The 22813-nt window shown below is 55.3% G+C and carries 27 protein-coding genes; 11 read left to right on the top strand and 16 right to left on the bottom strand.

Going from position 1 to position 22813, the window contains the following annotated elements; all coding sequences use genetic code 11:
* Window positions 1–584: 584 nt before the first annotated feature.
* Together ACNO8S_RS16410 and ACNO8S_RS16405 are read left to right on the top strand one after the other, a co-directional pair.
* Window positions 585–1172 carry a hypothetical protein gene (locus tag ACNO8S_RS16410; RefSeq protein WP_420182870.1) on the top strand — a complete coding sequence of 196 codons (588 nt, stop codon included), beginning with the start codon at window positions 585–587 and terminating at the stop codon, window positions 1170–1172.
* Window positions 1173–1183: 11 nt separating this feature from the next.
* Window positions 1184–1306, top strand: coding sequence for a hypothetical protein (locus tag ACNO8S_RS16405; protein ID WP_420182869.1), 123 nt, complete (start codon window positions 1184–1186; stop codon window positions 1304–1306).
* 439 nt (window positions 1307–1745) lie between these two features.
* Here ACNO8S_RS16405 and ACNO8S_RS16400 read toward each other — a convergent pair whose 3' ends face one another.
* The 4 genes from ACNO8S_RS16400 to ACNO8S_RS16385 form a co-directional block, all read right to left on the bottom strand.
* Entirely contained in the window at window positions 1746–1997 is a 252-nt protein-coding gene (locus ACNO8S_RS16400) for a hypothetical protein (RefSeq protein ID WP_004966740.1), read from the bottom strand.
* A gap of 213 nt (window positions 1998–2210) precedes the next feature.
* The gene (locus tag ACNO8S_RS16395; RefSeq protein ID WP_420182868.1) at window positions 2211–2687 is read right to left on the bottom strand and encodes a hypothetical protein; all 477 of its coding nucleotides are present in this window, start codon (window positions 2685–2687) and stop codon (window positions 2211–2213) included.
* Between the two features lie 181 nt (window positions 2688–2868).
* A complete protein-coding gene (locus ACNO8S_RS16390) occupies window positions 2869–3150 on the bottom strand; it encodes a type II toxin-antitoxin system RelE family toxin (protein ID WP_420182867.1) in 282 nt (93 codons plus the stop codon).
* A gap of 9 nt (window positions 3151–3159) precedes the next feature.
* Complete coding sequence (locus tag ACNO8S_RS16385) at window positions 3160–3525, bottom strand: helix-turn-helix domain-containing protein (protein WP_420182866.1); 366 nt, start codon at window positions 3523–3525, stop codon at window positions 3160–3162.
* Between the two features lie 184 nt (window positions 3526–3709).
* Between ACNO8S_RS16385 and ACNO8S_RS16380 the strand changes: the two genes are divergently transcribed.
* A complete protein-coding gene (locus tag ACNO8S_RS16380) occupies window positions 3710–4039 on the top strand; it encodes a hypothetical protein (RefSeq protein ID WP_420182865.1) in 330 nt (109 codons plus the stop codon).
* A complete protein-coding gene (locus ACNO8S_RS16375) occupies window positions 4036–4299 on the top strand; it encodes a hypothetical protein (protein ID WP_420182864.1) in 264 nt (87 codons plus the stop codon). Before ACNO8S_RS16380 ends, ACNO8S_RS16375 begins: the two co-directional genes overlap by 4 nt.
* A 599-nt stretch (window positions 4300–4898) precedes the next feature.
* On the opposite strand, the gene ACNO8S_RS16370 is transcribed toward ACNO8S_RS16375, so the two are convergent.
* Both ACNO8S_RS16370 and ACNO8S_RS16365 read right to left on the bottom strand, forming a co-directional pair.
* Window positions 4899–5282, bottom strand: a complete 384-nt coding sequence (locus ACNO8S_RS16370; protein ID WP_420182863.1) for an FxLYD domain-containing protein — start codon at window positions 5280–5282, stop codon at window positions 4899–4901.
* A gap of 710 nt (window positions 5283–5992) precedes the next feature.
* Window positions 5993–6856 carry a hypothetical protein gene (locus ACNO8S_RS16365; protein ID WP_420182862.1) on the bottom strand — a complete coding sequence of 288 codons (864 nt, stop codon included), beginning with the start codon at window positions 6854–6856 and terminating at the stop codon, window positions 5993–5995.
* A gap of 279 nt (window positions 6857–7135) precedes the next feature.
* On the opposite strand from ACNO8S_RS16365, the gene ACNO8S_RS16360 reads away from it, so the two are divergent.
* Genes ACNO8S_RS16360 through ACNO8S_RS16350 form a run of 3 tightly spaced genes read left to right on the top strand, consistent with a single transcriptional unit; the run spans window position 7136 to window position 8913 of the window.
* Window positions 7136–7828 carry a nucleotidyltransferase family protein gene (locus tag ACNO8S_RS16360; RefSeq protein ID WP_420182861.1) on the top strand — a complete coding sequence of 231 codons (693 nt, stop codon included), beginning with the start codon at window positions 7136–7138 and terminating at the stop codon, window positions 7826–7828.
* Window positions 7825–8364: a hypothetical protein gene (locus ACNO8S_RS16355; RefSeq protein WP_420182860.1), complete on the top strand. Its 540-nt coding sequence runs from the start codon at window positions 7825–7827 to the stop codon at window positions 8362–8364. Before ACNO8S_RS16360 ends, ACNO8S_RS16355 begins: the two co-directional genes overlap by 4 nt.
* 54 nt (window positions 8365–8418) lie before the next feature.
* Window positions 8419–8913, top strand: a complete 495-nt coding sequence (locus ACNO8S_RS16350) for a hypothetical protein (RefSeq protein WP_420182859.1) — start codon at window positions 8419–8421, stop codon at window positions 8911–8913.
* A 143-nt stretch (window positions 8914–9056) separates the two neighbouring features.
* Here the strand turns inward: ACNO8S_RS16350 and ACNO8S_RS16345 are convergent, their stop codons facing one another.
* A complete protein-coding gene (locus ACNO8S_RS16345) occupies window positions 9057–9719 on the bottom strand; it encodes a hypothetical protein (protein WP_420182858.1) in 663 nt (220 codons plus the stop codon).
* Between the two features lie 176 nt (window positions 9720–9895).
* Here ACNO8S_RS16345 and ACNO8S_RS16340 point away from each other — a divergent pair, with 176 nt between their 5' ends.
* On the top strand, window positions 9896–10519 hold the full coding sequence (locus tag ACNO8S_RS16340; RefSeq protein ID WP_420182857.1) for a hypothetical protein: 624 nt from the start codon (window positions 9896–9898) through the stop codon (window positions 10517–10519).
* 239 nt (window positions 10520–10758) lie between these two features.
* On the opposite strand, the gene ACNO8S_RS16335 is transcribed toward ACNO8S_RS16340, so the two are convergent.
* Both ACNO8S_RS16335 and ACNO8S_RS16330 read right to left on the bottom strand, forming a co-directional pair.
* Entirely contained in the window at window positions 10759–11811 is a 1053-nt protein-coding gene (locus ACNO8S_RS16335; RefSeq protein WP_420182856.1) for a Cdc6/Cdc18 family protein, read from the bottom strand.
* A gap of 59 nt (window positions 11812–11870) precedes the next feature.
* Window positions 11871–13433, bottom strand: a complete 1563-nt coding sequence (locus tag ACNO8S_RS16330) for a hypothetical protein (RefSeq protein ID WP_420182855.1) — start codon at window positions 13431–13433, stop codon at window positions 11871–11873.
* Window positions 13434–13973: 540 nt separating this feature from the next.
* On the opposite strand from ACNO8S_RS16330, the gene ACNO8S_RS16325 reads away from it, so the two are divergent.
* The 3 genes from ACNO8S_RS16325 (at window position 13974) to ACNO8S_RS16315 (ending at window position 15416) form a co-directional block, all read left to right on the top strand.
* Entirely contained in the window at window positions 13974–14801 is an 828-nt protein-coding gene (locus tag ACNO8S_RS16325; RefSeq protein WP_420182854.1) for an IS5 family transposase, read from the top strand.
* A 268-nt stretch (window positions 14802–15069) separates the two neighbouring features.
* Window positions 15070–15240 (top strand): hypothetical protein, encoded by a 171-nt coding sequence (locus ACNO8S_RS16320; protein WP_420182853.1) that lies wholly within the window; start codon window positions 15070–15072, stop codon window positions 15238–15240.
* Window positions 15241–15278: 38 nt separating this feature from the next.
* Window positions 15279–15416: a hypothetical protein gene (locus ACNO8S_RS16315; protein WP_420182852.1), complete on the top strand. Its 138-nt coding sequence runs from the start codon at window positions 15279–15281 to the stop codon at window positions 15414–15416.
* Here the strand turns inward: ACNO8S_RS16315 and ACNO8S_RS16310 are convergent.
* From ACNO8S_RS16310 to ACNO8S_RS16280, 7 genes are read right to left on the bottom strand one after another with little or no spacing between them, the layout of a single operon-like run.
* Window positions 15413–15949 carry a hypothetical protein gene (locus tag ACNO8S_RS16310; RefSeq protein ID WP_420182851.1) on the bottom strand — a complete coding sequence of 179 codons (537 nt, stop codon included), beginning with the start codon at window positions 15947–15949 and terminating at the stop codon, window positions 15413–15415. The genes ACNO8S_RS16315 and ACNO8S_RS16310 overlap by 4 nt on opposite strands.
* Before the next feature lie 6 nt (window positions 15950–15955).
* Window positions 15956–16156: a hypothetical protein gene (locus tag ACNO8S_RS16305; protein WP_420182850.1), complete on the bottom strand. Its 201-nt coding sequence runs from the start codon at window positions 16154–16156 to the stop codon at window positions 15956–15958.
* Window positions 16157–16158: 2 nt separating this feature from the next.
* The gene (locus ACNO8S_RS16300; RefSeq protein WP_420182849.1) at window positions 16159–16482 is read right to left on the bottom strand and encodes a transcriptional regulator; all 324 of its coding nucleotides are present in this window, start codon (window positions 16480–16482) and stop codon (window positions 16159–16161) included.
* Entirely contained in the window at window positions 16482–16787 is a 306-nt protein-coding gene (locus ACNO8S_RS16295) for a hypothetical protein (protein WP_420182848.1), read from the bottom strand. Before ACNO8S_RS16295 ends, ACNO8S_RS16300 begins: the two co-directional genes overlap by 1 nt.
* Entirely contained in the window at window positions 16787–21070 is a 4284-nt protein-coding gene (locus ACNO8S_RS16290) for a hypothetical protein (protein WP_420182847.1), read from the bottom strand. The genes ACNO8S_RS16295 and ACNO8S_RS16290 overlap by 1 nt, the downstream gene beginning before the upstream one ends.
* On the bottom strand, window positions 21060–21272 hold the full coding sequence (locus ACNO8S_RS16285) for a hypothetical protein (RefSeq protein WP_420182846.1): 213 nt from the start codon (window positions 21270–21272) through the stop codon (window positions 21060–21062). The genes ACNO8S_RS16290 and ACNO8S_RS16285 overlap by 11 nt, the downstream gene beginning before the upstream one ends.
* A complete protein-coding gene (locus tag ACNO8S_RS16280) occupies window positions 21265–22812 on the bottom strand; it encodes a hypothetical protein (protein ID WP_420182845.1) in 1548 nt (515 codons plus the stop codon). The genes ACNO8S_RS16285 and ACNO8S_RS16280 overlap by 8 nt, the downstream gene beginning before the upstream one ends.
* Between the last annotated feature and the right edge of the window lies 1 nt (window position 22813).

Below are 22813 nucleotides of genomic sequence, written 5' to 3'. Positions count from 1 at the left end.
GGTCGATACAGTTTTCCGGGGCCTCGGCAAATACCGAGGCGCGGTCGTTGGGTTGCTTCATAGCGCTGGAACGACCGCATTGGGTCGGTGTGGCTGCACCGGCCCGCTTTCGTAGACGGACCTTACTGACCCTTGAGCAGTCGTTATGACTATCATTATAGGCGCTGGTATTAGTACTTGTGTTACTACTAATTAACTTCTGAATACTAGTCTCTATATGTGTAGAAACATCGAACAAATGATATATACGAGCATAGGCAGATTCGTACGTAAGATGGCTGGCCGAAAGCCGACTGTATCTGACTCCGAAATCCTTCAATTCTTTGTCAACTCTGACGACCCATTCCTCACTACAGCAGAGGTGGCCGATTTGGCAGGATTTTCTACCAATTCGGGAGCGAATAAGCGGCTTACCGAGCTTGAAAAACAGGGATACGTACACTCCAAAACTGTTGGTCGGGGCCTCGCTTGGTGGATCACCGACGCGGGCCGCGAGTACCTGGAGTCTGAGTCGTAGAAACCCCCGAGGTGACGTAATATCGGCAATAAAAACGCTTTTCGGATCACCACCTGCAGACGCCCACATGGGAGAGGGTGGCCAGTCGTATCGTGAAGCCGTAGAAGCGGCGAGGCGCGTGTATGATAAGCAGGTAGCTAAACTGGAGGAGATAGACGACAAGGCGATGCGGACGGCTCGGACTGGTATCCTCGTCATGGGATTCATCGCGGCAGCGCTGACGAACGCAGGTGCAGACGCAGTGTCATCATTGCCGAACACAGCGGCCATCGCTGGCGGGCTCGGCACTGCTGCTGTCGTGGCGTCGTCGTTCGTCTCAATTGGGATATATACGATGACAGAGTACCCCTTCGAAATCCAGGGTCGGCACATTGACGCCGCCGACGACACGCCACCAGAGGAGTGGCTTAGCACAGCGCTGGATCGCCTGAAGGACTCCAGCATCGAACTTGCTGGTGAAATAAAACGCAATGCAGAGTATCTTGAAATGGCCCAGCTATTCCTGCTCTTGGGGATTATTTTTCTCGTGTATTCATCTAGTGTGACGATCCTCAGACGCTCATACGGGATCGTGCTGGGAATCCAACCGCTGTCGTTCCTCATCGGAGCTGGCGCGGCACTCCTTGGGCAAGTCTTATACAACTTCTTGCAATAGTTAGATACACGATGGCCGACACCAGCGAGTATCCCAGCCGAATGCAGAATGGTTCGGACCGGATGCGCCGGTTCTTTTCGTTCTTCGGCATCCGTTCCGCGCGAATGGAGCGAGAGCGGTCGGACGACGAATAATTCTGCTTCTGCTTTTTCATGTCTGATTCCCCGGAAGAATCTGTAAACCGGACATACCACTCTTCGGCAGGGTGGCGCAGATTCTTCTCGCTGTTTGGTATCCGCTCTGCCCGAATGCAGCGAGAGCGGTCGGATGATAACTGACTCTATAGTTTTTTCTCCGACGCTGGCCGTGAGTACCTGGAGACGGCTGACCGACGGTACACTTCGATAACGGGGCGTCCGATAGTCGATACCACGTCGCTTTTGAGAGACTACTGCCTGTCTGTGCATGGGTTGCGGTTGCTCCTGACCCTAATCCGCTGACGGACCGCGACCCCGCGCCGGGACCTGTTAGTGGCAGGTCCCACGCTGGCGCGAGTGGCGTAGGTAGTCCTGACGAGCGAGTTGTATGTAAACCCCCCTTGGACTTCCGGAGTGGAGGGGATCGGTCGCCAATTCAGACCGCTCGGTCAACGAGTTCATGCACCCAATCGGGTGCGTCGAGGTCTGCCGCCACGCCGTGCTCCCACGCCTCAACGACCTCGTAGCCGCCTGTACGGTTAATTTCGAGCCGCCACCGACGCGTATCGCCGTCGGCCTTGGGTTCGACTTCGAACTCCGCAGTGTCGTCGCCGGTTGCACCAAGGTACTGGACGGCGAGTTCAGTCCCATCATGCAGTTCGACTGTCTGAGCCTCTGTTGCGGCCATATACAACCGAATACGGGCGACTGGCTATTAAAACGGGCTTGTACTTCCGGAGTGAGCGGTCGCTAACCAATACTCGGTGGAAAAAGTGGGGCAGTGTTGGTTAGTCAGAAAGTATCATAACTACCCACTCTTCTGCTGACAGTGGTCAAGAGTCGATCCAAAGCCTATGCTGGATGCAGTGAACAACCCGTTAGTTGGAACTGAAATGCTCCACTACGCCGTACCCCATCTTCGAACTGCACCGGAGACACGGCGCTTGATATCACTCTTCCATTCATCCATATCGATGGACATCTGCTCGGTCACTACCCCTGCCCCAGTTGGCGACATCTCTTCAGTTGCATCGCGGTAGCAGACTGTGAACTGCGCTTTACGACACTCGATTTGAGCAATTACGATACCGGACGACCGTGACCTGAACGCGATAGCATCGCTGCCACGCTGCCCACCATCAGGATTATATTCTCGTTCAAAATCCCCGAGAGTCTCGATATAGTCTGCCAATTCGTCAACGGCGTTCCGCATGTGGTTCGGCATGTATGCGGCGACAGTCGATTCCATATCCTCGGGATCGGAGGCGATCCCCAATACACGTTGAAGGGTGTCGTCCATCGTCTCTCCGTCTTGTTGTTCGTGTTTGATACGCTGATGAGTCGTTTCTGACACCTTGATATTTTTTCTGTCTACCACGGATATGGAGTACTATATCTCTTGTATCTCTTGTATCTTTTCTATCTTAGCCAGGATAAATGCTCAGTGGTGTTTCAAACCCTGTTTCGAGAGTATGTTTGTGTACCAACAGTCAGCCGCTCTCACGCAGTCTTGTCGTTATGATCGACGCCGGTCGCGAGTACCTGGAGACGGACGACAGCTAGGGACTGTAGAAACCGTCGCGGTGGCCGATCCGCCGAATAAAGAACACATCGTCGCCGTCGTCCCGCCTGCGCCAGTCGACAACGAGCCTGTACTGCCCGGCTTTGAGTTTGTAGTACGGGCTGTTGGTATACGATTCGAGGAAGTAATCGGGCTCGTAGAACGGTTCTTGTGAATTCGCCCGAATCTCTTCGACCTTCGACCGGACTTGCTCCGTCGCTGTGTTGTCTGCCTTTTCCAACCAATCGACGGCCTGCGACGAATACTCGAAAACGACCATCCGACGTGTCTACTCGTCCCCGAAGAGTTCGTCGTGCGAGACCGTTTCGCCACGCTCCAGTTCGCCCTCGGTCGCCTCGATGTCGGCCTTGACACTGTCCGACAGCTCGGGGGCGACGAGTGCGGCCCAGCCCTTTGCACGAGCACCGAACTTCTTGCTCACGACCTTGCCGTCCGATTCCATTTCGCCGAGCCGACGGCGGACTGTCTCGCTGCTGACCTCGATATCGAAGTGCTTGGCGAGTGCGTCGGTGATCTCGCTTGTGGTCAACATCGGCTCTTTAGGCCCGGTTTCGTAGTCGAACGCTTTCAGCACGTCCTGCTCGGTCAATTTCGAGCCAAACGTTCCGTCGTCGTCGTGAACTCGTTCGCTCATACTCCAATATAGCCGACCGTCTCGAATAAGTGTTTTGTACGTACCATATGCTACAAAGCAATGGCTTTATGCCCTTGTGGTACGTGGCATATGGTACGGAAGGCCGGCCACTCGGGGCACTTGGAGTGTAGAAGTGCCCGCGTGCTGGAACCACGCGGGCCGGGCTTCCATGATGCGAAAACCCATGAGCAAATCTACGACGCCGACTAGTAAACCTGTCGGCACGACCGGACCGAATCCGCAAGAACGTACCGCCCGCGAACTGCTCACCCAGGGCCGCCCGCTCTTCTTGGGCGTCGACGGCGAAGGCGCGGCCCATTACTGGGACTCGTACGAGTTCGCTGTGGCCGTCGTTGCGACGGACGACCAAGCCGAGAAGGTCCCACTCGCCGAGACGCCATATGAAACACTCGCAGGCTGGTGCGAGTACACGCAGGACGAACGCGGCTGGGCCGTCGGGCCGCATGTCGGTGGCTCCATCGTCGACGATCTCGCTCGGAGGCTGAACGCATGAGCAAGAGCGTTCGCTGTACGGTCGAGAATCGCCAGCGGGTCCGGCGCGCCGCCCGAGCGCTGCGGGAGACCGCGCCGACCGCGGTGGTCGAGACGACGCCGCCGGTCCGCTCGGAACACGACGCCTGGACGCTCGATGCAGTGCTGCGAGAGACTGAGGGCGTTCCACCCGAGGTGCTTCGGGAACTGGCGCTGGCTGGGTTGACGTTGCAGCCGACGCCCGCCCAGAACGAGCATCAGCACGTCGTTGCGACGGCCTGAGCGGGACAGCGATACCTCTATCTTTTTGATGACTTGCGTAGCTGTTTGGCATGGGTTACGATGGTTTCCGAGACGACTCCTGGCAGCTCGCGACCCCGTGCCGGGGCCTGGTGAGGCAGGTCCCACGGCGGCGCGAGTATGTATCTGTAGCCGACGGGCGAGTTGTATGTAAACCCCCCTTGTACTTCCGGGAGGTGGCGAGTAGTACGAGAATAAGCGACTTTGAGCGGGCTTGACCTCGAACATCGAGATGGGCTCGATATGTAGTTCGGGCGCTTGAGTCGCTGTCAGCGCCATGTTCTGCCGGCGTGTGATAGGGGGTAATAAAGATAGCTTATACTTCCAAGGGCGGGGTTCACTAACCAACACTCGGTGGTAGCAGTGGGTCAGTGTTGGTTAGTCAGGAATTATCCTGACTGGCCACGCTTCCGCTTATGTTGGTTAGAAGTGGGGAGCTAAGCCTTATGATGGATATAATGAGTGACATAGTAGTTGCAGTCAGAGTTGCTCGTTCTTCGGTTCCACTCCGACAGCATCGTATCTGATTGGGAGATAACTCTGAACAGCCAGATGGCCAGACCAGCTCAAATAAAATGGGACTATGTCGCCCGGACCTCAATCGTGTACTCAGCGATATTTTCGGGACTCTCGGCGATAGCCGCTTCAAATTCGGCGGCTTCGCCGGGGTCGTTCGGTGACGTCGACCCCTTCGGGAACGCACTGGTTTCCCCGAGGGTTGTTCCTTCGCTGTCAACGAAAGTCATCACCAGTTCGATGAACGCAGTGTTGTCGCTGGTGTTCTCTGCAACCCCGGAGACAGCAACTCCCTCAGACCCGTTGACCTGAGTTGCCTCTTCCGTGATGTCCGAAAGTTCGACGTACTCGTCCTGTTCTGCGGCGTACTCGATATTCTGTTCGATTTCTACGCCGTCTCCGCCGCCATTTCCAGAGCAACCGGCAAGAGCTATTGTTGTCCCTGACATTGCTGTAGCGAGGGCCCGAATCGCATCACGTCGCTCCATATGTACGCTCTTATTTAATCGCAATAGTAAGTGCTTGTTTATTAGATTCTAAATATAAATATCAAATAAATATATTTAATACAAATGGACTCATTTCGTTGAGGAAGCAACTCATAAATCAGATGGGGATGAGTCACAGAACTTGGGGATGAGCTTGATATTTACAGACTATCATAGATAGAAATTATGGTGTCAGGCGAAATGGATGATCATATCCGGTGCCTCGAACCTCTCTGATATCTCTCTAATTCGAGTCTCTGGGGCTACATATACCCTTCCCAGTCGAGCAGTATCTTAGAGGGACAACTTCTCGAATAGCATGGAAGAGGTGCCGCCGACGCATTTGTGAGTACTCCCACTACCCCAACTTGGTCGTTTCATTGAAATCACGATGTGAAACTATTTCTATAAACAATCCCGACACTGCTCGTAATCGCCCCTCTCTAGTGCCCACTTGTACGCACTCCTGAACGTTGGCTCACCACACCAGAAAGCGCTTGGTTGCTCTGGAGGGTAAGCCAGTCGCTGATGGAGCACTGCATCGGCCATGATCAGGATACTCTACAGGGATACACGTTGTCGGGTGATGTTCCATCAAACGACAGGTACCCTTCGGAGATACGGTATCCTCATCGGTCTATTTGCGGGACAACGATGCGTCGAAAAGATTTCTATGAAGACCGATAGCCGATATGCCCTGACCAACCGACCCGAACAACGACCTTCTCATTGTGTGGCTTGGCCAGTCCGCCGGCGATTATAATTTCATCACCCGGAGCGACCTTCTCGTAGGCATTGGTGCGCCAGAGGGCAACCTGAATCTGGTCATTATTAAGATCACTCACGTGAATTTCGCGTAATTTAACCTTTTCATCGTCCAGCTGAATATCCTTAATTTCACCAACTCGCTCCACTGTCCCCTCCAAATCTACTTTGGGCGTTGTTGAAGTAATTTGATCAATCGCCATCGAATCAAATTTCACTTCAGGCGGTTCCGTGAGAATATCAATCGAGTCTTGTGAGTGGATGTTTATATTGTGGACACCATTGTCTTTAGACAGTTTACCCTCAGCTTGGATCGGATCGCCAATTGAAATGTCTTCCATTGCCCCCTCAGCGTCGTCCCACAATGGAATTTCAATCCAGTTAAATTCTGAATCGGCCGTCGTGACTACAAACAAACTTGGCGGATTATCTTCGTCAGCCCGGTTTTCAGCTTTCCATGCATGGCGCTTGTTGAATACAACGCCAGAAACAGCGCGTGTAACGTAATCAGAGGGATCGACAACCTCTGGATTAACCTTCTCAGCGTCGGCATGTCGCTCATGCTCTATTTTATCGATATCATAAACTCCAGAGTCTGCCGACACTGTTCCGTTCTCAGGAGGTTGTTGGTCACCTCTACCATTTTCATGTTCTGTGACAACTTCTCTTTCAGTTGGATCGACTTGCCTACAGATTGGACACTCTATACCAGTATATTCTCTCCCACATTCTGAGCACCGTATGCCACCAGCCCAATCTTCATACGACATGTCTGGGAGATTAATCGATTTTAGTATAAAAAATTAGTTCAATCCATTTGTCAAGTAGATTGTTTATCAGTATATGAAAACGCGGATTTCTTATTCAGCAAAGCAGGTGAGATAAACAGGGTGACAAAAGCGGCCTCAGACCTCTAAAATAGTGGCTGCGAATATGGTTCTATTTCTGATATTTGTCTAAATGCTTGAGTGAGGGAATCCTATCCCAATACTGCCTGACAGAACAACCATTAAATCACCTCTCGTTCAATCATCCTAACAAGCTCTGTGATGTCAGATACCCCGTTTCATAGACTGAAACCATCCGAAACTCCAATTGAGGATGTTCTAAACGCAGTTCAGTCATTACTTTCTTCAAAAGGAGTCGAAGCTCTCGCTGTAGGGTCCCGTATTCGGGGCCACGAACATACAGACAGTGATCTGGATCTGCTGGTGATTGAAGAGTCGGTAGCCAGTGAATCATTTGCTGAATTAGAAGAAGAAATGAACAGTAGTATTGATACAGAATTCAGAATTTCTATTGACATAAAAAGTCTTGATAAAGTCTGTAAGAAGCTTGAACAGGGTGATCCACTCATATTAACTTTGTTTGCGGGGTTTGTCCCGTTGACTCTCACCGAAAAAACTCTATCACAAATCCAAGAAAGCTACCCAGAAGATCCCCCCGAGAGTATGCCAGAGCTGATAAAACGTGTACAGCATCGAAACGCTTCTACAGCGGGTGTGGCAGTTATCAATGCTATCATCTATGAGGGGTACTACCAACTCGCTGAGACGGGAGAACTACCTGTTCCACCCCAAGAGCTACCAGATGCAGTCGCCCCGTTCAATAAGTCATTGGCTGCTGCAATCAGGGTAGCACTCGATTTGCGTCAACAGATTCGTGCTGGTCAAATATCCACAGAGGCAGTCCTCGAATCAATCATACAAATTATTGGAACGTACGGTAGTAACTCAGAATGAGTATAGACCACCCCCTACTTCAGGCACTCTTTGGAACTATTGACTTCTTCGTTGCTGTAGTATGGGGTGTGGTGGCGTTTATTCTAGGCTATTTAACGCGGAGCAAGGTCATAGAGTCAAAACCATCAACAGAGAATCCTTCGGAGATAAATAAAACATCAGACACTACCGAACTAGAACTTGATGTTGAACCAATTATTGAAGAAATTGATGAGTATATTTGGGTTAAAGATTCATACAGCACGATAGCTAACAAAATTGAGGCAGAAATAGAACGGCAGACACGGGCTTGGGACAACGATTCTGATCTCGCTGTGGCTGCGGAGCTCTCGTATGGGCTGTTGAACTCTGATAAAGGGGATGACGAACTGCCCATAGACCCAGAAACGCTAAGGATGTTGCAGATATCTGACTTTGGCGAACTGAATGAAGACCAATCAAGCACCGATAGCAGTAATCTAGTTCCAGATCTTGAGACAGAAGATGACAATGAATTAGAAGGATCACAAGAACAGGACAATGATGATCAAAACTAGCCTATCCACCCGAACGCTCTATCGGGGTCTTGAAAAACCCAGAATTGGCAACTAATGGTAACAGAACTGGCATCCCAAATAATCGACTTTTCAACAATTCACTTATCATCCGTTATTGCTGTTCTTATCGGCGCAATATTAGGATTCACGAGCTCGTATTTACTCAACCTACGGCGTGAACGTATCCGCCAACAAAACCTACGGATGGCATTGATCTCAGAACTAGAAACTTCGAGAACCTTTTTCGATATTTGGGTAGATGCCGTGCGTGATATTGATTCAGAACCCCCAGAACCAATTATCTCGACAGTAGTGTACGAAAATAATCTGGATGATATCGGCCACCTCACTGAAAACGAAATAGACGCACTTGTAGACTATTATTCATATATCATCTCATTCGAGAAAGTCATTAACGGTATGGATGAAACGTCTTTTTCCGACGGGGACAGCGCAGAATTACTCAATAGAGTTAAAAGGTTACGAGAAACCGCCTTAGAAGCTCTTAGAGAGGAAAAGTCGGACAACCGCTGGTTCTGGCTGTGGTGATTCTATTTCCATATCTCTGCATCATGTATAAATATGTATAAAATTACTGCGCCCAAGAAATGAGCAGGTCGTAGTCGACGAGCGTCTGCAGGTTCGTCCGCCGGCCACATCCCGAACTCAACGCATCGCTATATCAACTCGCCCTACCCCTCCTCACGCCGCTGCTTGTACTCATCACGCTCCAGTGCCCACTTGTACGCACTCGCGGGCGTCGGGTCGCCAAGCCACGCCAGAAACCGCTCGGTCGCATCGAAGGGTAACGCCAGCCGCCGATCCCATACCATCACCTCGTAGCCCTGTTCAGCAAGGGCCTGCTCACACGCCTGTCGCTTGTCGTCGTCAGTGATCGTCCAGGTGGCCCGTGGCCGCGTCGAGTCTCCCGGCCACTCTAACCCACCGTCACAGGCGTACCAGATACGTGCAATCGGCTTCGTTAGTGTCCAGTCCGACGGCGGCCCATCCATCCATGTCCAGTACCGCCCGAGAGTTGGATGTGAGAGTGTCCGCAGTCGGTATGCACCAGCATCATCCTGGGTGATCCCACGGACAAGCCAGCCGAGCTGGTCGTGAATCCACCTGAGATGTGACAGTCGCATCGAGGACATCCGCAACGCCGGCGGGCCGTCGTTCGGATTATCGAGATTTCCATCACCCACCAGACAGCCACGAATCGTCTCGTGCTGGGCCTCGCTCACGTCACGATACGAACAGTGCTTGCTCCGCGACCAGTGCTGGGCAAGGCGCTGATACTCGCTGTCGCACTGGTGGCAGACACCCCCACGAGCATCGACGACCCACTCGCTCATACCCGCTGGTGCGAACGGATCGATATGTAGGTATCGTGTTGGCTCCAGTGGTGGTCGGTTTGCTATTGCCTCAGTCCGGTGGAGAAACGAGAGAATACTGCTCAAGATGGATATGGGCTAGTTTGGATTAACTATTCAGCAGTACGTTAATCCGGAATTAGATAGTTTAGTCTAACGTGGAAGTTGACGAAGCTATTTCGATAATCCGGCGACAGCGACAGGCATTCGCCTACGGGATTGAAGCGGTTCATACACTGAATAACGCAGGGATTGGAAGCAGTGAGCCTTTGAAAACGCTACCTACGAAAACCGGCGATGAGCCAGTTTATACGTCAGCTATTATCAACCCAAATACAGTAATGAGTCGACAGTTAGAAACGGCTACCACCAACCAACTTGCAATGCAATTACTTGTCGCTGTGACTGAACCGGTCAGGGAGGTCCGCGAATATTGGCCCGAAGACCCAGAACCAACTATCCGGTTTCTCCGATTGCTAAGAAACGGCATCGCCCATGGTAATGAGGTGTCGTATTGTGGAAGTGATCCCCCTCCAAACACCTCTTGGCGTGGATTTGAATTCACAGACGACATAGAGGGGGAGACACTATTCACACAACCAAACGAATATATCTGGGATGGAGAGCAGGTAGAGTTGAAGGAGGGACTTTTCGAATCTGGTGACGCACTGACTCTTACTACAGATGTGCTGGAAATACTCATTGAAGAGAGTGATACCTTCGATGTCGGGAATATTGTGGGTCTCTCTCATGACACACCGCCAGAGTGGACCGAATTATGAGCTTACGACATATTTGTATGGGCTTGTCTAGCCATTCGTACAAGCCGGATTTAATATTCATATTTTAACGATTGGAGATATGTCGTTATCCCCAACAGTCGTCGCTGAATGTGCGCCGTTTATTTTGCACGACTGCCAGACTGCCTCAAAATATAATAAAACTCGACACGGTTAGTCCACAGACGCGCTGAACAGCCGTAGCACGTCTTTTCAGCCCAATCAATATGCACGCGACATCACTACGGCACCGGAACCTGCAGATCCAGTGGCGATGAAATCGACGGATCACAGGCCCAATACTCTCGGGCCGGCCCAGTCCCCTCACATGCAAGCAAGTCGTAATCGACGAGCTTCTGCAGTTTTGTGCGCCGCTCGCGCTTCGAAATGGGCGTCTGGTCGTACCCGTCGTAGGCCACCGCAGAAATCGCGTCGTAGCGGCTGTTGATCGTCGCTGTCCGGACCTCGCCCTTCCGTCGGATAATCTCGTACAGGATGTGATGGTGCAACGGCAGACTCTCCAGTGCCTGCTCGCGCAGCTGGCGGCGCGCCCGGTCGAACGAGTCCTCGACGTCGACGTCCTCGATAGTCGTGTGCCCACGCTCGGTCGCCAGCTCGGCCGCAGCGCGCAGCGCGAAGATCCCGCGACGGGCGACACCCGCAGCGCCGTCGGCGAGTGTCCGGAGCTGGCCACGAGAAATCACGCCGCCTTCCAGTCCGACTCGCTGGCGGGCCTCAAGGATATCGGTCAATTCGCTGGTTGTGAACTTGTCCAGTTGGAGGCTGCGGTCGGTCAGTCCATGGCGAGTGCTTTCGTTGACGCGAGAGAGCCAGTCGATTTCGTCGTGGCAGATGGCGATCCACGAGATATCGGGGACCCGGCGGAGGACATCGACGATATCGGTCTCCGGCAAGTCGTCGCCTTCGTCCAGGACGACGACGGTGGGCTCGGTGACGCGCTGCTGGAGTGTCGCGATGAGCTCTTCTTGGGGCGTGGTTCGTGCTGGATCTGAGCCGGGCAGTTCTTGGAGGATGGAACGGATGATGCCCGCCGTCGACGCTCCGAGGCAGTGGACGTGCGCCGACGGCGTCGGCTGTTGTCGATTCAGCCGGTCAAGGGCGGCCCGGGTCAACACGGTCTTGCCAACACCCTGAGGCCCGTGGAGCAGGACGTCCTCGGCTCGATCTCCGTCAAGCACTGGAGTGAGCGCGTCGGTCAGGACGGTCATCTCGGCCTCTCGATGTTGGACGTCAGGCAACCAGTCATCACGGAACACCGACCGGTCGGTAATCATGCTGTCTGAGTGTGATGAGATACTGGCATATAAATGGGACTTACACTTCCGGGGGTCTCCTACTCAGCAGACCAGACGACGAGGGGGGTATCCATAGTATAGCCTCCAGTATACAACCCGATACATGCGTTGTCAGCTGTTACAGAACTATCGACTTCGTACGCGACCCATCCCGATGGCTCTTCATTTTTCCCTGTCCGTTGGCTATTATACTGGTTTCCTTGTACGTCGCCTTCGAGACGAGTGTTTGCAAGCAATCCCGGCCTGTATGTCTCGTCTCCACCAATGGCACGGAATTCATGATTAGCCGGGTAGGTGTCGTTACCGTCCTCAACAGCAATTTCCGCATACAGCCATTTGTCTCCCGAATAGGCCTCGCGTTCAGAATACTCTCCAGAATAGCTATTATAAACTTGTAAATTAGTCCCTGTCCTGATTTGGTCAACGGAGACTGTCGCGCCGCTATCTGGGACAGTAAATGAATCCCCGAGAGATAGCTGAACCGGCATAACGGTTGTACTCACGGTCTGAGACGGCCCATCAGGATATAGGTCTACGTGATATTCAGATTCGGAAGTGGTCAGTGGAATTTGATATTGTCGTGTGAGTGTGGCGCTATCGCCACTTGGTACTTCGAGTTTTATTTTCTCCGCTTCATCGAATTCCATCGTGGAAGCACTGAGGAGTGCCCGAAAAGTCCCATCAGTTTGGCCGTTGTTTGCCACTGTTAGAGAGACTTCAAATTCATTACCACGCTCTGTCTCAGGTGGGACTTCGAAGTTTTCTATTTCAAATTCCGGAGCACCAGTGAGTTGTTGGAGTTGGGTTTCACCAAACGACCAGGTAACACGTCTCTCAGGTGCATCAGAAGATAAACCAGAATTCTCCCAGGCAACACTAAGTGAATTTGACGTCGAGAGTACTTCTGCACGAAGCCATCCAGATGCTACTTCATCTGATGAGATATCACTCGGATATTCAGCAACGGGCAGCGATGGGTCAGCAACTCCAGAAGTCTCTGTTTGATACTCTGTCGCTCCGTCAACGATGTCAAGCATATCTGGAGCAGATATCGTAGCGTCACCCGTATTGTTGAACTGCATCTCAACAAATACGAATATATCATCATCCTCAGCAGACACTAACTCGTCATATCTATCAAAGTAATTCGGGGCTGTGACAATGGTTTCCGGCTTGATTTCTAGTCCATCTGCAGTGGTGAATGTGTCATCGAATTCGAGTTCGATGGGCTGGACTGTAACCGTATGTGAAGCCCCATGTTCTGTTAACCGAAATTCCAACTCTGTCGCCCGGTCAAATTGCATCGGACCTATTTCCGACGTTTTCGTCTCTGAGACCGCGATATTTTCGATTTCCGCAGTTCTATCGACCGAGAATATGCTTTGACCAACAGTCAGCGTCGACGAGAATGATCCTTCCCGTCCCCCCGTGTTCTTAGCAGTGAGTTCAAGTGAGAACTCCTCGCCGACATCTACCTGTTCTGGACCAGTGATTTCAACATTCTCGAAATATGGTGGTCCGCTCCGCACTGCCGCTTTGAGAGAATTGCAGCCAGCCAATGCAGTTGTCCCCGCGGCTGCGAGGAACTTTCGTCTATACATGGTACGTAAGTGATAATCGGTATCAAAATAGGTTTCGACAATTCTATCCCCAGTTCTCTCGACGCAGTTTGACTTCCTTCGCACTCGTGATCGTCGCCTCACTGGGTGCCTCGAAACGTGGGGTAATGCACATGCGTTTGTGCGAGTGTGAGACTTGGCGGCGGCGGTCTCAATGCACCCTACTTATCAATTTTCACTCATATCTTGACCCCCTCGTCGCACGCGATGAGCACACAGGCTTCGCTGCGAGCTCGTGGTCACTCGTCCCCCTTGTGACCTCACTTTTCTCGCTACCTCATGGGGGTGTGCCCACTATTAATTGCGGTACGGGGCTGAATGTGGTTAGGATATCCTAAAATTAGGACATCAATTAGGATAGGGGGTGTCATAATTAGGACACTAGTTAGAGGAGGGGTAGCCTAATTTTATAACAGGTGTTAGGACGGGGTGTTCTAATTATAGGGCTCTGGTGAATCGCTGGACAGCGTCGGCTTCGACCGTCAGAACTAGGAAGTTGAAGCGGGAAACCGCCGATGCTCTATGTCGAAGATTTCCCGCTTCACGAAGAAAGCGGTCCAGTTAGCTAAAAATGCTGTTGGTGAGCGAGGCGAAGTCGCCGCCCCCGAAGGGGGTGGCGGCTTCGCCGAGTATGCGGTGGTGTCGCTGCACTGTCTGCGGGTTTACCTGGAAAAATCCTACCGAGAAGCACTTGATTTGCTGAGCGAGATGCCACAAATACTCGGGGAGATCGGCCTCGACGCGGCCGATCTCCCCGACCACTCTACGCTAGTCAAGTGGTTTGACAGAATCAAGACAGCACTCTGGCGAGTGCTGCTGCGCCTCTCGGCGCAGGAGCACGAACCATCCGATCACGCCGCTGTCGACGCAACGTTCTTCGACCGAGAAAACGCTAGCAAACACTACTGTCGGCGGACGAATTACCGGGTTCAGACACTCAAAGCGACAGCTCTCGTCGACACAGAAAGCCAAGCCATTCTGGACGTTCACTGTACGACTGAGAAACGCCACGACACGCAGCTCGGCTGGCAGGTCGCCCTCCGCAATGCGGGCGACCTTGCCAGCCGAGCTGCGGACAAAGGCTACGATTGGATGGATTTACGCGAGAAACTCCGCGAAGAGGGCGTGAGACCACTAATCAAACATCGTGAGTACCGGCCCATCGATCACGCGCATAACGCGCGGATCGATGGGCCTCGATACCGCCAGAGAGCGATGTGTGAGACCGTTTTCTCGACGATCAAGCGCACGCTCGGCGACGCCGTGCGTGCGCGAACTTGGTACGGTGAATTTCGTGAGCTTGTTCTGATGTGTGCTGTTCACAACATCAAGCAATCGCTGAAACCGTGAAATCACGCTACGTCTGGCGATTCACCACGGCCAATTATAGAACATTATTATAACTGGGGTGGGATAGAATTAGGACAGCAGTTAGGGCAGGGGTATCGTAAGATTAGGATATTCTATTATGACATGGTAAAATATGGCACCCTAAGATTATAGCAGGGTAGATTAGGAGGTTTTTGAGTGGCTTGGGATAGTTTAAGAATCTAAAATATCGACTTTCTAACTATCCATAGAGATGTACGCAGCGGTTCTTCTAAGCAGATGACGTAACGTGCTATTCGATCGGGGTATCGACGTTCGCGAGGCGGTCAGTACGCTCTTGGCCAACATCGTCGATGGCTTTGAGGTCCTCAACATCGGCAGTGACGAATTCCCCGACTGTCTCAAACTGCCGAGCGACCTTGCGGGATATCTCGTCGACCACCCCGAAGCCGTTGAGTGACCCAAACATATATTTTCAGAGTGTTCGTAATATCAGATATGAACTCCTCAATGGAGGGGCTTGTTTTCGGTCTGGTACTTGTCCTGCTCGCGCTTGGGTATTCTCTCTATACGGTTTATCAGGACGGGTACGACCCACTGGCACTGATTAAGACTGGTGAATTAATCGAGCGCTAATCGTTGCCCAGCTCTTGCAGTTTCTTTGCCGGGATTATCACGATTACTCCCAGAATCAGCACCCCAGCAACCGGGAACCCAGCCAAGTAATCAGATGCCGCCACGGGACCAGAGCTGAATACGCCGTACAGCGTTGTTGCAGAGGCTGCAACGATGATTGACCGCAGTGCATCGTCCAGTGTCAGCCACTCTAACAGCCCGAAAGGTCCCGACACTCGCTCGGACCTGATACCAATCACGAGGATCAGGAGACCGGCAATCGGTGTCCCGAACACCCGCAGCAACTCAGTGTTCTGTGTGTCGACCGCGTACAGCACCGATAGCGACGTGCCGATGGCGACGACACCGATTCCATTAACACGCGAAAGATAGTTCCAGATATTTCGAGTGGTGAAGGTCTGGATCAATACCAGTAAGCCGACTAACCCTACCGCGGTGATCGCTGCAATAGTCGCCAGTCCTGACTCAAAACCGGTCAGTTCAGCAGTCTGCTGTGCAACAGTCGAAAACAGTGTTATGAAAGCTTGTATCATACTATTTCAGATTGCCCTCCGGTCGACGGCCGGGTCCGTTTCATCGCCCCAGTAGGCTACCAACTGCCCGACAGCAAGACTCGACAGCGCGAGCCCCAGCCACCACAGCATCGGGCCGCCGATCCCGACCAGCCCCAGCCCGACGACCAGCGCACCGAGCTTTCGCGGGTGACCGCGGGCTTCGGCAACCCACGAGCCCTCGGGCACAATCACGAGTCTCCCCCCAGCGCCCGGTCAAGACTGTCCCGCATCCCGGCCAGCACCTCGTGGCCGTCCTCAGTCACCGAGTACGTTTCTCGTCGCTTGTTCGGTCCCGACGCTTCGACCAGCCCCGCCGCTTCCAGTTCCGACAGCTGTTCCCGGACCCAGCGGTCGCTGGTGTCGAGTCCCTCCTGTGCTTTCTGTGCGATGAGCCCGCGCCACCCGTCGCCGTCGTGGGCTTCGACCAAGAACAGGCAGGTCTGTGCGACCGGCGAGAGGTTCGCGAAGGCCGCCCAGTCCGGGTCGTCCTCGACGCCATCGAGGTCCGCCATTACAGCACCTCCGTTGTAAGCCAGTCGACGGTCCGTTTCCCGGCCACGTCCCACGCGGTGCCAGCCCCAGAGACGATATCACCGATCATCTGGCCCACGTCGACGCTGACCCAGCCCGTCGCCATTCCCAGCACGAGCGCCCCGGCAGTGAGCGCGCCGAACGTCGCGACCGTGCCAACGGCCGCCACCAGCCCGCCGATGATACTCTTGATACGGCGGAACTTGTAGCCGCCGTACACGACAGCAGTGACCAGCGCCACCTCTTTCCCGAACTGTGCGACCAGCGCGCTGAACCAGTCGAACATCAGTCGTCACTCCCTCCGTTGCCGCCACTGCGACGAGCGATGATGTTCACTTGCGGCTGGTCGTCGTCCGGCGAGTTGTTCGCACGGTACTCCCGCACGAGCTGAACCACCGCGTAGCCAGCGATGACCAGCACGATCACGAACGCATCGGAGTTCACCAGCGCTGTCAGCAGGTCGCCCTCACCGAGCCATTGCAGCGCCAAAACACCGAGGACACCGACAATCGCAATCCACCGGGCCGTCGTGAACTCACCGATCCGCTGCAGGATTACGAGCGAGCTGATAGCGAGACCGGTGACGGCCAGCATCGCGCCCAGTTCCGGCCCGATATCGATGTAGCCCGACTGGATGGCGGCCACCAGTGCCGCCGCGCCGACGGCGCTGGTCAATATGGTGTTCTCACCGAGCGTGACTATCGCATCACCGAGCGCTTCGGTGCCACTGGTGACGCCGCCCTCGACGATCCCGCCGACGCGGGGCAGCTGTCCGGCCGCCGACCCAGCGCCGGACGCAAGCGAGTCAACCACGTTACGGGAGCGCTCGGGCCGCCGGCCGATCACGAACAGCATCGCAATCGAGCCGAACAGTGCGACCAGTCCGAAGAGGTTGCCCTGATCGGCTGCGCCGAAGATTGTCGACGCGCCCTCGGGGTTCGCCGTTGGTGCCGACGCCGTTTTGACTCGAATCACCGAATCGATGTTGTCTTTCGGCACCGTCATCGGCTCACGGCCTTGCACGCGGTCGAATCGCTTGGTCGTGTCAACCTCATAGACGCCGTACCACGTCCCTTCGGTCGCGCCCATGTACTCGACAGTGAACGATTCACCCGAGCGCTGTCCCGGAGCGACGGTAAACGCCGGGCTGGTGGCGTTCGTCTGTTGTTCTGGCACGCTCGCCCGAATGGTGCCATTGACTGGCGCGAGTTGGACGGGTGCGGCCCGGACGCCGACCTTGCTGCCTGCAGTGGCTTCCGGGAAGTGAACCCGCTGGGCGTGGCGTGTCGAGAGTTCGGCGTAATCGCCCTCTGCCGAGTAACTCTCGTTGACGCCGTAATGGAGTTGCTGGGCTTGCGAGGTATTGCCGACGCTGATGTAGGAATCACTGGCCCAACTGTCCAGTCGGACCCGCGAATCGAGGTCGGTTCCGACGGGTGTCGCATCGAGGACAGTCACCGCGCCGTTGTGAACGTCGACCTTCGAGCCGACCGAGCGCACTTCGACGGTCGTTCCCTTCGGCACGGTGCCGCCGGTCAGTTCGGCAATGTCGATCTGCAGTTCCGTGCCCTGCATAGACCGGGCCGACGCCGGTATCTGGGTCCAGCTCCCGGACTGCCCGACCCGCACTTCGAGCGACCGCAGGGAGATGATGTTCTGTGCGTGCGGTATCGTCAGCGTGGCACTCTCGCGGCTGGAGAGGTACGTTCGCGAGATATTGTAGCGCTCGCTGAACGCCTCGTCTTGGAAGGTGACCGCCCGCCGGGTCGTCAGCTCGTGCTGGTAATCAACGTCGACGGTCGGCGCTGGGGCATCAGTGCCGGTGTCGCCGTCGCCAGCGACGACGGTGACGTTGTTCTGGCCGGACTGCAGCCAGCTCTTATTCGCCGTGAGCGTCGTCGTGTCGTCTTGGCTGAGCGTGCCGGACATCCGCACCGGCTGGCCGTTGATGATGACGCCAGCGTCCTCGGTGACCGTGCGTTCCGTGTAGCCGATAGCCACGTCGACAGCGCCCGATTGCGTGCCGACTGTGGCATTGCTGACCGACGAGTCGAACTGGTCAATCTGGACGGTCTGCGATTCGCCGTCGGTGAGCTTCCCCAGGTATTCCGCTTCGGCCATGCCGTCGCCGTCGATATCCAGCGTTGGGTCCTCGGTCGTCGTGGTGATCGTCGAGCCGGCTTCGACGCCGACCTTGTGGCCGGTCGAAACCTGTGCCGTTTGTGACCCGGATTCGATGTCCGGCAGCGACCGCGTGACCGTCTCACCATCCATCAGAACGCCGTCATAGGAGGCATCAGCCGTCCCGTCGTCGTTGATATCTATCGACGGGTTCTTTGTGGCTGTGCGCTCGGTGAACGAGAGGTCAACGTCAGTCTGGCCGCCAGCGAATGACACGGTTGCCGTGTGTGACCCTCTCGGGATGTTCGATGCGTCGACTGTTGCTGTCTCACCGGGTTTGAGGGTCCCGGAGTAGCTCGCGTCAGTTGTCCCGTCGCCGTCGATGTCGACACTTGGGTTTTCGGTCGCAGTCCGCTCCGTCCATGATAGGTCCCACGCCGGGTCTGGTCCGTTTGCAGTCGCGTCGATGTTGTTGGACCCGACCGACAGCCCGTCAACAGACTTGCTTGTAGTGCTCTCCCCAGATGTGTAGACGCCCGACCACGACGCCTCATCGGTCCCATCTCCGTCGATGTCGATAGATGGGTCCTCCGTGCTAGTGTGGGCGATGTAATCGAGCGTGTAGTCGAAACTCCCGGACCCGCTAGCGGATATGGTATCGGCCCGATTGACATCGAACGATTTTGTTTCCGAGTTGCCGCCACCAACGGAGAACGATTTGGAAGCCCCGGTATCGGTCGCTTCAACCGTCACATCCGCGCCCGTTCTATAGGTGGCGGTGACGGTCCCATCTCTAGGGCTACCGTCAAAGTGGGTGTAAAATTTACCGTCTGCGGCCCCGTTCCTCCCTATTGTGATAGTCCTACTCGCTAGGCTCGTTTGTACAATTTCGACGGTGACTTCGGACGCCCCATTCGGGTCCCATGCATCGATATCAACTTCCTTATTGGTAGTCGTAAATTGCACGTCGCTGGCGACTAACGTCCCCTCTTTTTGTGTTGTATCAACTCCTTCGCGGACGAGATATATGTCGACCTTGCCGGACCCGTCGCCAGCGACATCATTCGGTAATTTGAGTGACGTAATGGGTTCGCTGGGCGTTGGTTCCAGCGAAAACTCGGATTGGTATTTCTCAGTGTCATCCATGATGACGTATTGGTATTTGTCTTCACCTTGGCTAACGCTCTGGCCAGCAGTAACGGTCAGTTGCTCGTTTGTCGGGTCCAGATTGCCGTTAAGATTGAGTGACTCTGAATTGCCGGGCGAGAGAGAGCCGGAGGCCGACGCGCTGGAAGTACTTTCGCGCCCGGTGACAGACACACCCTCGTTTGTCGGTTCAATGTTGCCCCCGACATTGACAGTCCCGCTCCCGATCCCGTCCGCGGACGCACCCGTGACTGACGTATCGCCAGTAAACGTCACCTGAGTATCCGTCGCATCGATATTACCACCAGCATCGTAACTGAACGTGTCCCTGTCACCGAGATTCGACGCTGAAACCGTCCGGCGGTTCGATGTCGATTTGCCGATGAACGTCGTCGAAACGTTCGTTGCCGGCTGGTTCCCATCGATGTTGTAATTGACAGTCTCACCGTCGGACAGCGTTGTCGAGAACAGTCCCGCGTCCGTTGTGGTCTGTTCGACGCCCGTGAACGTTACTTCGGGATTGCGCGGTTCGAGGTTGTCACCAGCGACCGCCAGCGGAATCAGCTGACCGTCGGTCACACCGATGACCTGTTTCGTGTCGCGTTCGGTGTTGACCTGCCCGGTGAGCGTGATTTCTGGGTCCGTCGCACTGTCGAGGTCCCGAACCTCATACAGGTGGGTCGTGCCGGTCGTCGCCGGTTGGCCGTCGATCTGCAGTGTCCCGCCGAACGTGATCGTGTTCGTCGAGAACCCGCTCACCCAGAACTGGGCTTCGCCATCGCGGACGTGCACCTCTTCCTGATACACCGCACCGGACTCATGCACGACACCGACGACGGCTGGCACCGACCCGTGCTGGTCTTTGAGCCAGTCAGTCGAAACGCCAACCCAGCGGCCGTCATGTGTGCGGTCGTCGGTGAGATTCAGTGCGGGCTCGCCGTCGACGGTTGTTGTCGACGCCCGGAGCGTCTGTGCGCCCGCCGATGCTGACAGCGACGGTTTGGTCGTGTTACTCTCGACGTGCGTGTCTGGCACCTTCGACAGCGGTTGATCGGGATTGCGTGGCGCGGTACTCAGCTCGTTGATAGGGTCGCTGGCTGGCTCGGCTGGCGTCGACGCTGACTCTGCCTGCGATTTGCTGTCGGTTGGTGTCGAGTAGACGGTCCCGCTGTTCGCGTTGTCGGGTGCGTTCGACTGTGGCGCGAACAGCATCGGCGCGGCGACGGACACGACGACGACCGCCAGCGCCATGCCGACAATCGACAGTTGTTCGCTCGACAGTGGCAGGTCGTCACTGTCCATCAGCCACACCTCCAACAGGGTTCAGGGGGGTCCCCCCTTCCGTTCCTGTTCCAGATACGCGCGCGTACCCAGCGGAACTTTTCTTCCGCTCGCGGTGATCGGTGCCGCCGCGGCCGCCAGCCGGGCCGCCGCAGCCGGCTGTCGTGAACTTAAAACGCCGTTCGATATCGGTCACGACCAGCGGCGTTGCTGGGTCAGTCATCGGCCACGACCTCCGTTGTCGCGCCGGGGCCAGTCCGTCTCGGGATGCGCGCCGCCACGATCTCCGTGCTACTGTCGGGGTTGAACATGATATCATAGTGGTTCTGGGTCGTTCGGATCGGATTCTCCGGGAACGTGCCGTCAGCATACGGGCTCGACAGCGCTTCGAGCACCTCGGGCTCGTCGCCAGAGATATCGATAATGCCGTCGCCGGGCGCGAGGACACGCAGCTCGTGAACAGCGCCACCAGCCGCGCGGTACTCTTCCAGGAGCGTCGGCTGGTCCTCGTCGTCGGTCGCTACTTGGAGGTCCTCGACGACTATGCCGCCGTCGTCGCTGGTCGACACGTCAACTGACGACGGGATACCGAGCCGCAGCTGGAACTCTGGCGTGTCGTGCGGGTAACCGAGGTCGGAGAACTGGAACTCCGAGAACCGACTGCCGGTGTAGCACAGCCCGAAGCCCTTCGGCCGCTTCGACAGCAGGTCTTGGTCCTGTTCGAGGTCCCGGAACGGCTTCGGTGCCTCAGTCTTGGTCGTGCGGTTCCCGCGGTCGTGGTTCGAGAGTTCGACCCAGAAATCGAACTCTTTGAGCCAGTGGTTGTGAACGTCCTCTTCATGATGGCCGTAGCCGACCAGCGACAGCCCAGCCGACCGCATTTCCTTCGCGATGTTCGCCATGATCTGAATGCACTGATGCGTCCAGTGGCCGGATTCACCACCCGGTGCTGACTCCGGCGCGAGCATTCCGAACTCGTCGATGTGGGCGGTCATCCAGTTCCGTTCGCCGTTGCTGTCGACACGCAGGCCGTCGAACGTGCGAGCGGCCAAGAACCCGAACCACCAGTGCGATGCCGGCGTGGGGTTCGGCTCGTTCTTGGGGATGAACGTCGGTTGTTCGACCGTTGCATCCGCCGTCGACAGCGCGTCCTCGCACTTGCGGAAGTACGGGTCCGGGAACACGACGTTGTAGGTCCCTTTCGGGTGGTTCTGCAGCCGCTCGACAAGTTCGAGAACATCCGAGTAGTATCGCACGTCCCGACACAGATCCTCCGGGTCTGGGTCCTCGCGGTCGACGGCTTCCATCCAGCGGCCGTCAACGTCGACGCCGCTTGGAAGCCACAGCGTCGTCCAGTCAGCCATCCGCCGCCAGTCTGAGCTTTTCTGGCGGCCGTTGCGGACGATTCGCTCGTCGTTGTGTTCCATCTGGTACGTGGCAAACTGGTCGGCAGCCGTCGACTTCCCCGAGCCCTTCGGGGCTTCGACCATTGTCAGTGACGCCCCCGGCGAGTTTACCGTCGACGGGCCGTCCGATGCGCTCTCTATATGCACGAGGAAATCCGGGTACACGCCCGATAGCGCCGCGCCCTCTCGTGGATAGAACGCTTCCGGGTCGAACGCCGGGATATCGAACCGCGTCCGAATTTCTTCGGCGTCCTCAGACCACTTTTCGTGTGGATTTGTTCCGTAGACAACCTGTGCGCCTTGTTTCGTTTTTTCAGTAAAACCGTCCTGTTCTGACTTTGGTTTTCTCTGTGACATC

The sequence above is a fragment of the Haloarcula sp. KBTZ06 genome (assembly GCF_048595605.1).
Lineage (GTDB): Archaea > Halobacteriota > Halobacteria > Halobacteriales > Haloarculaceae > Haloarcula > Haloarcula hispanica.
This window is presented reverse-complemented; position numbering and strand designations above follow the sequence as displayed.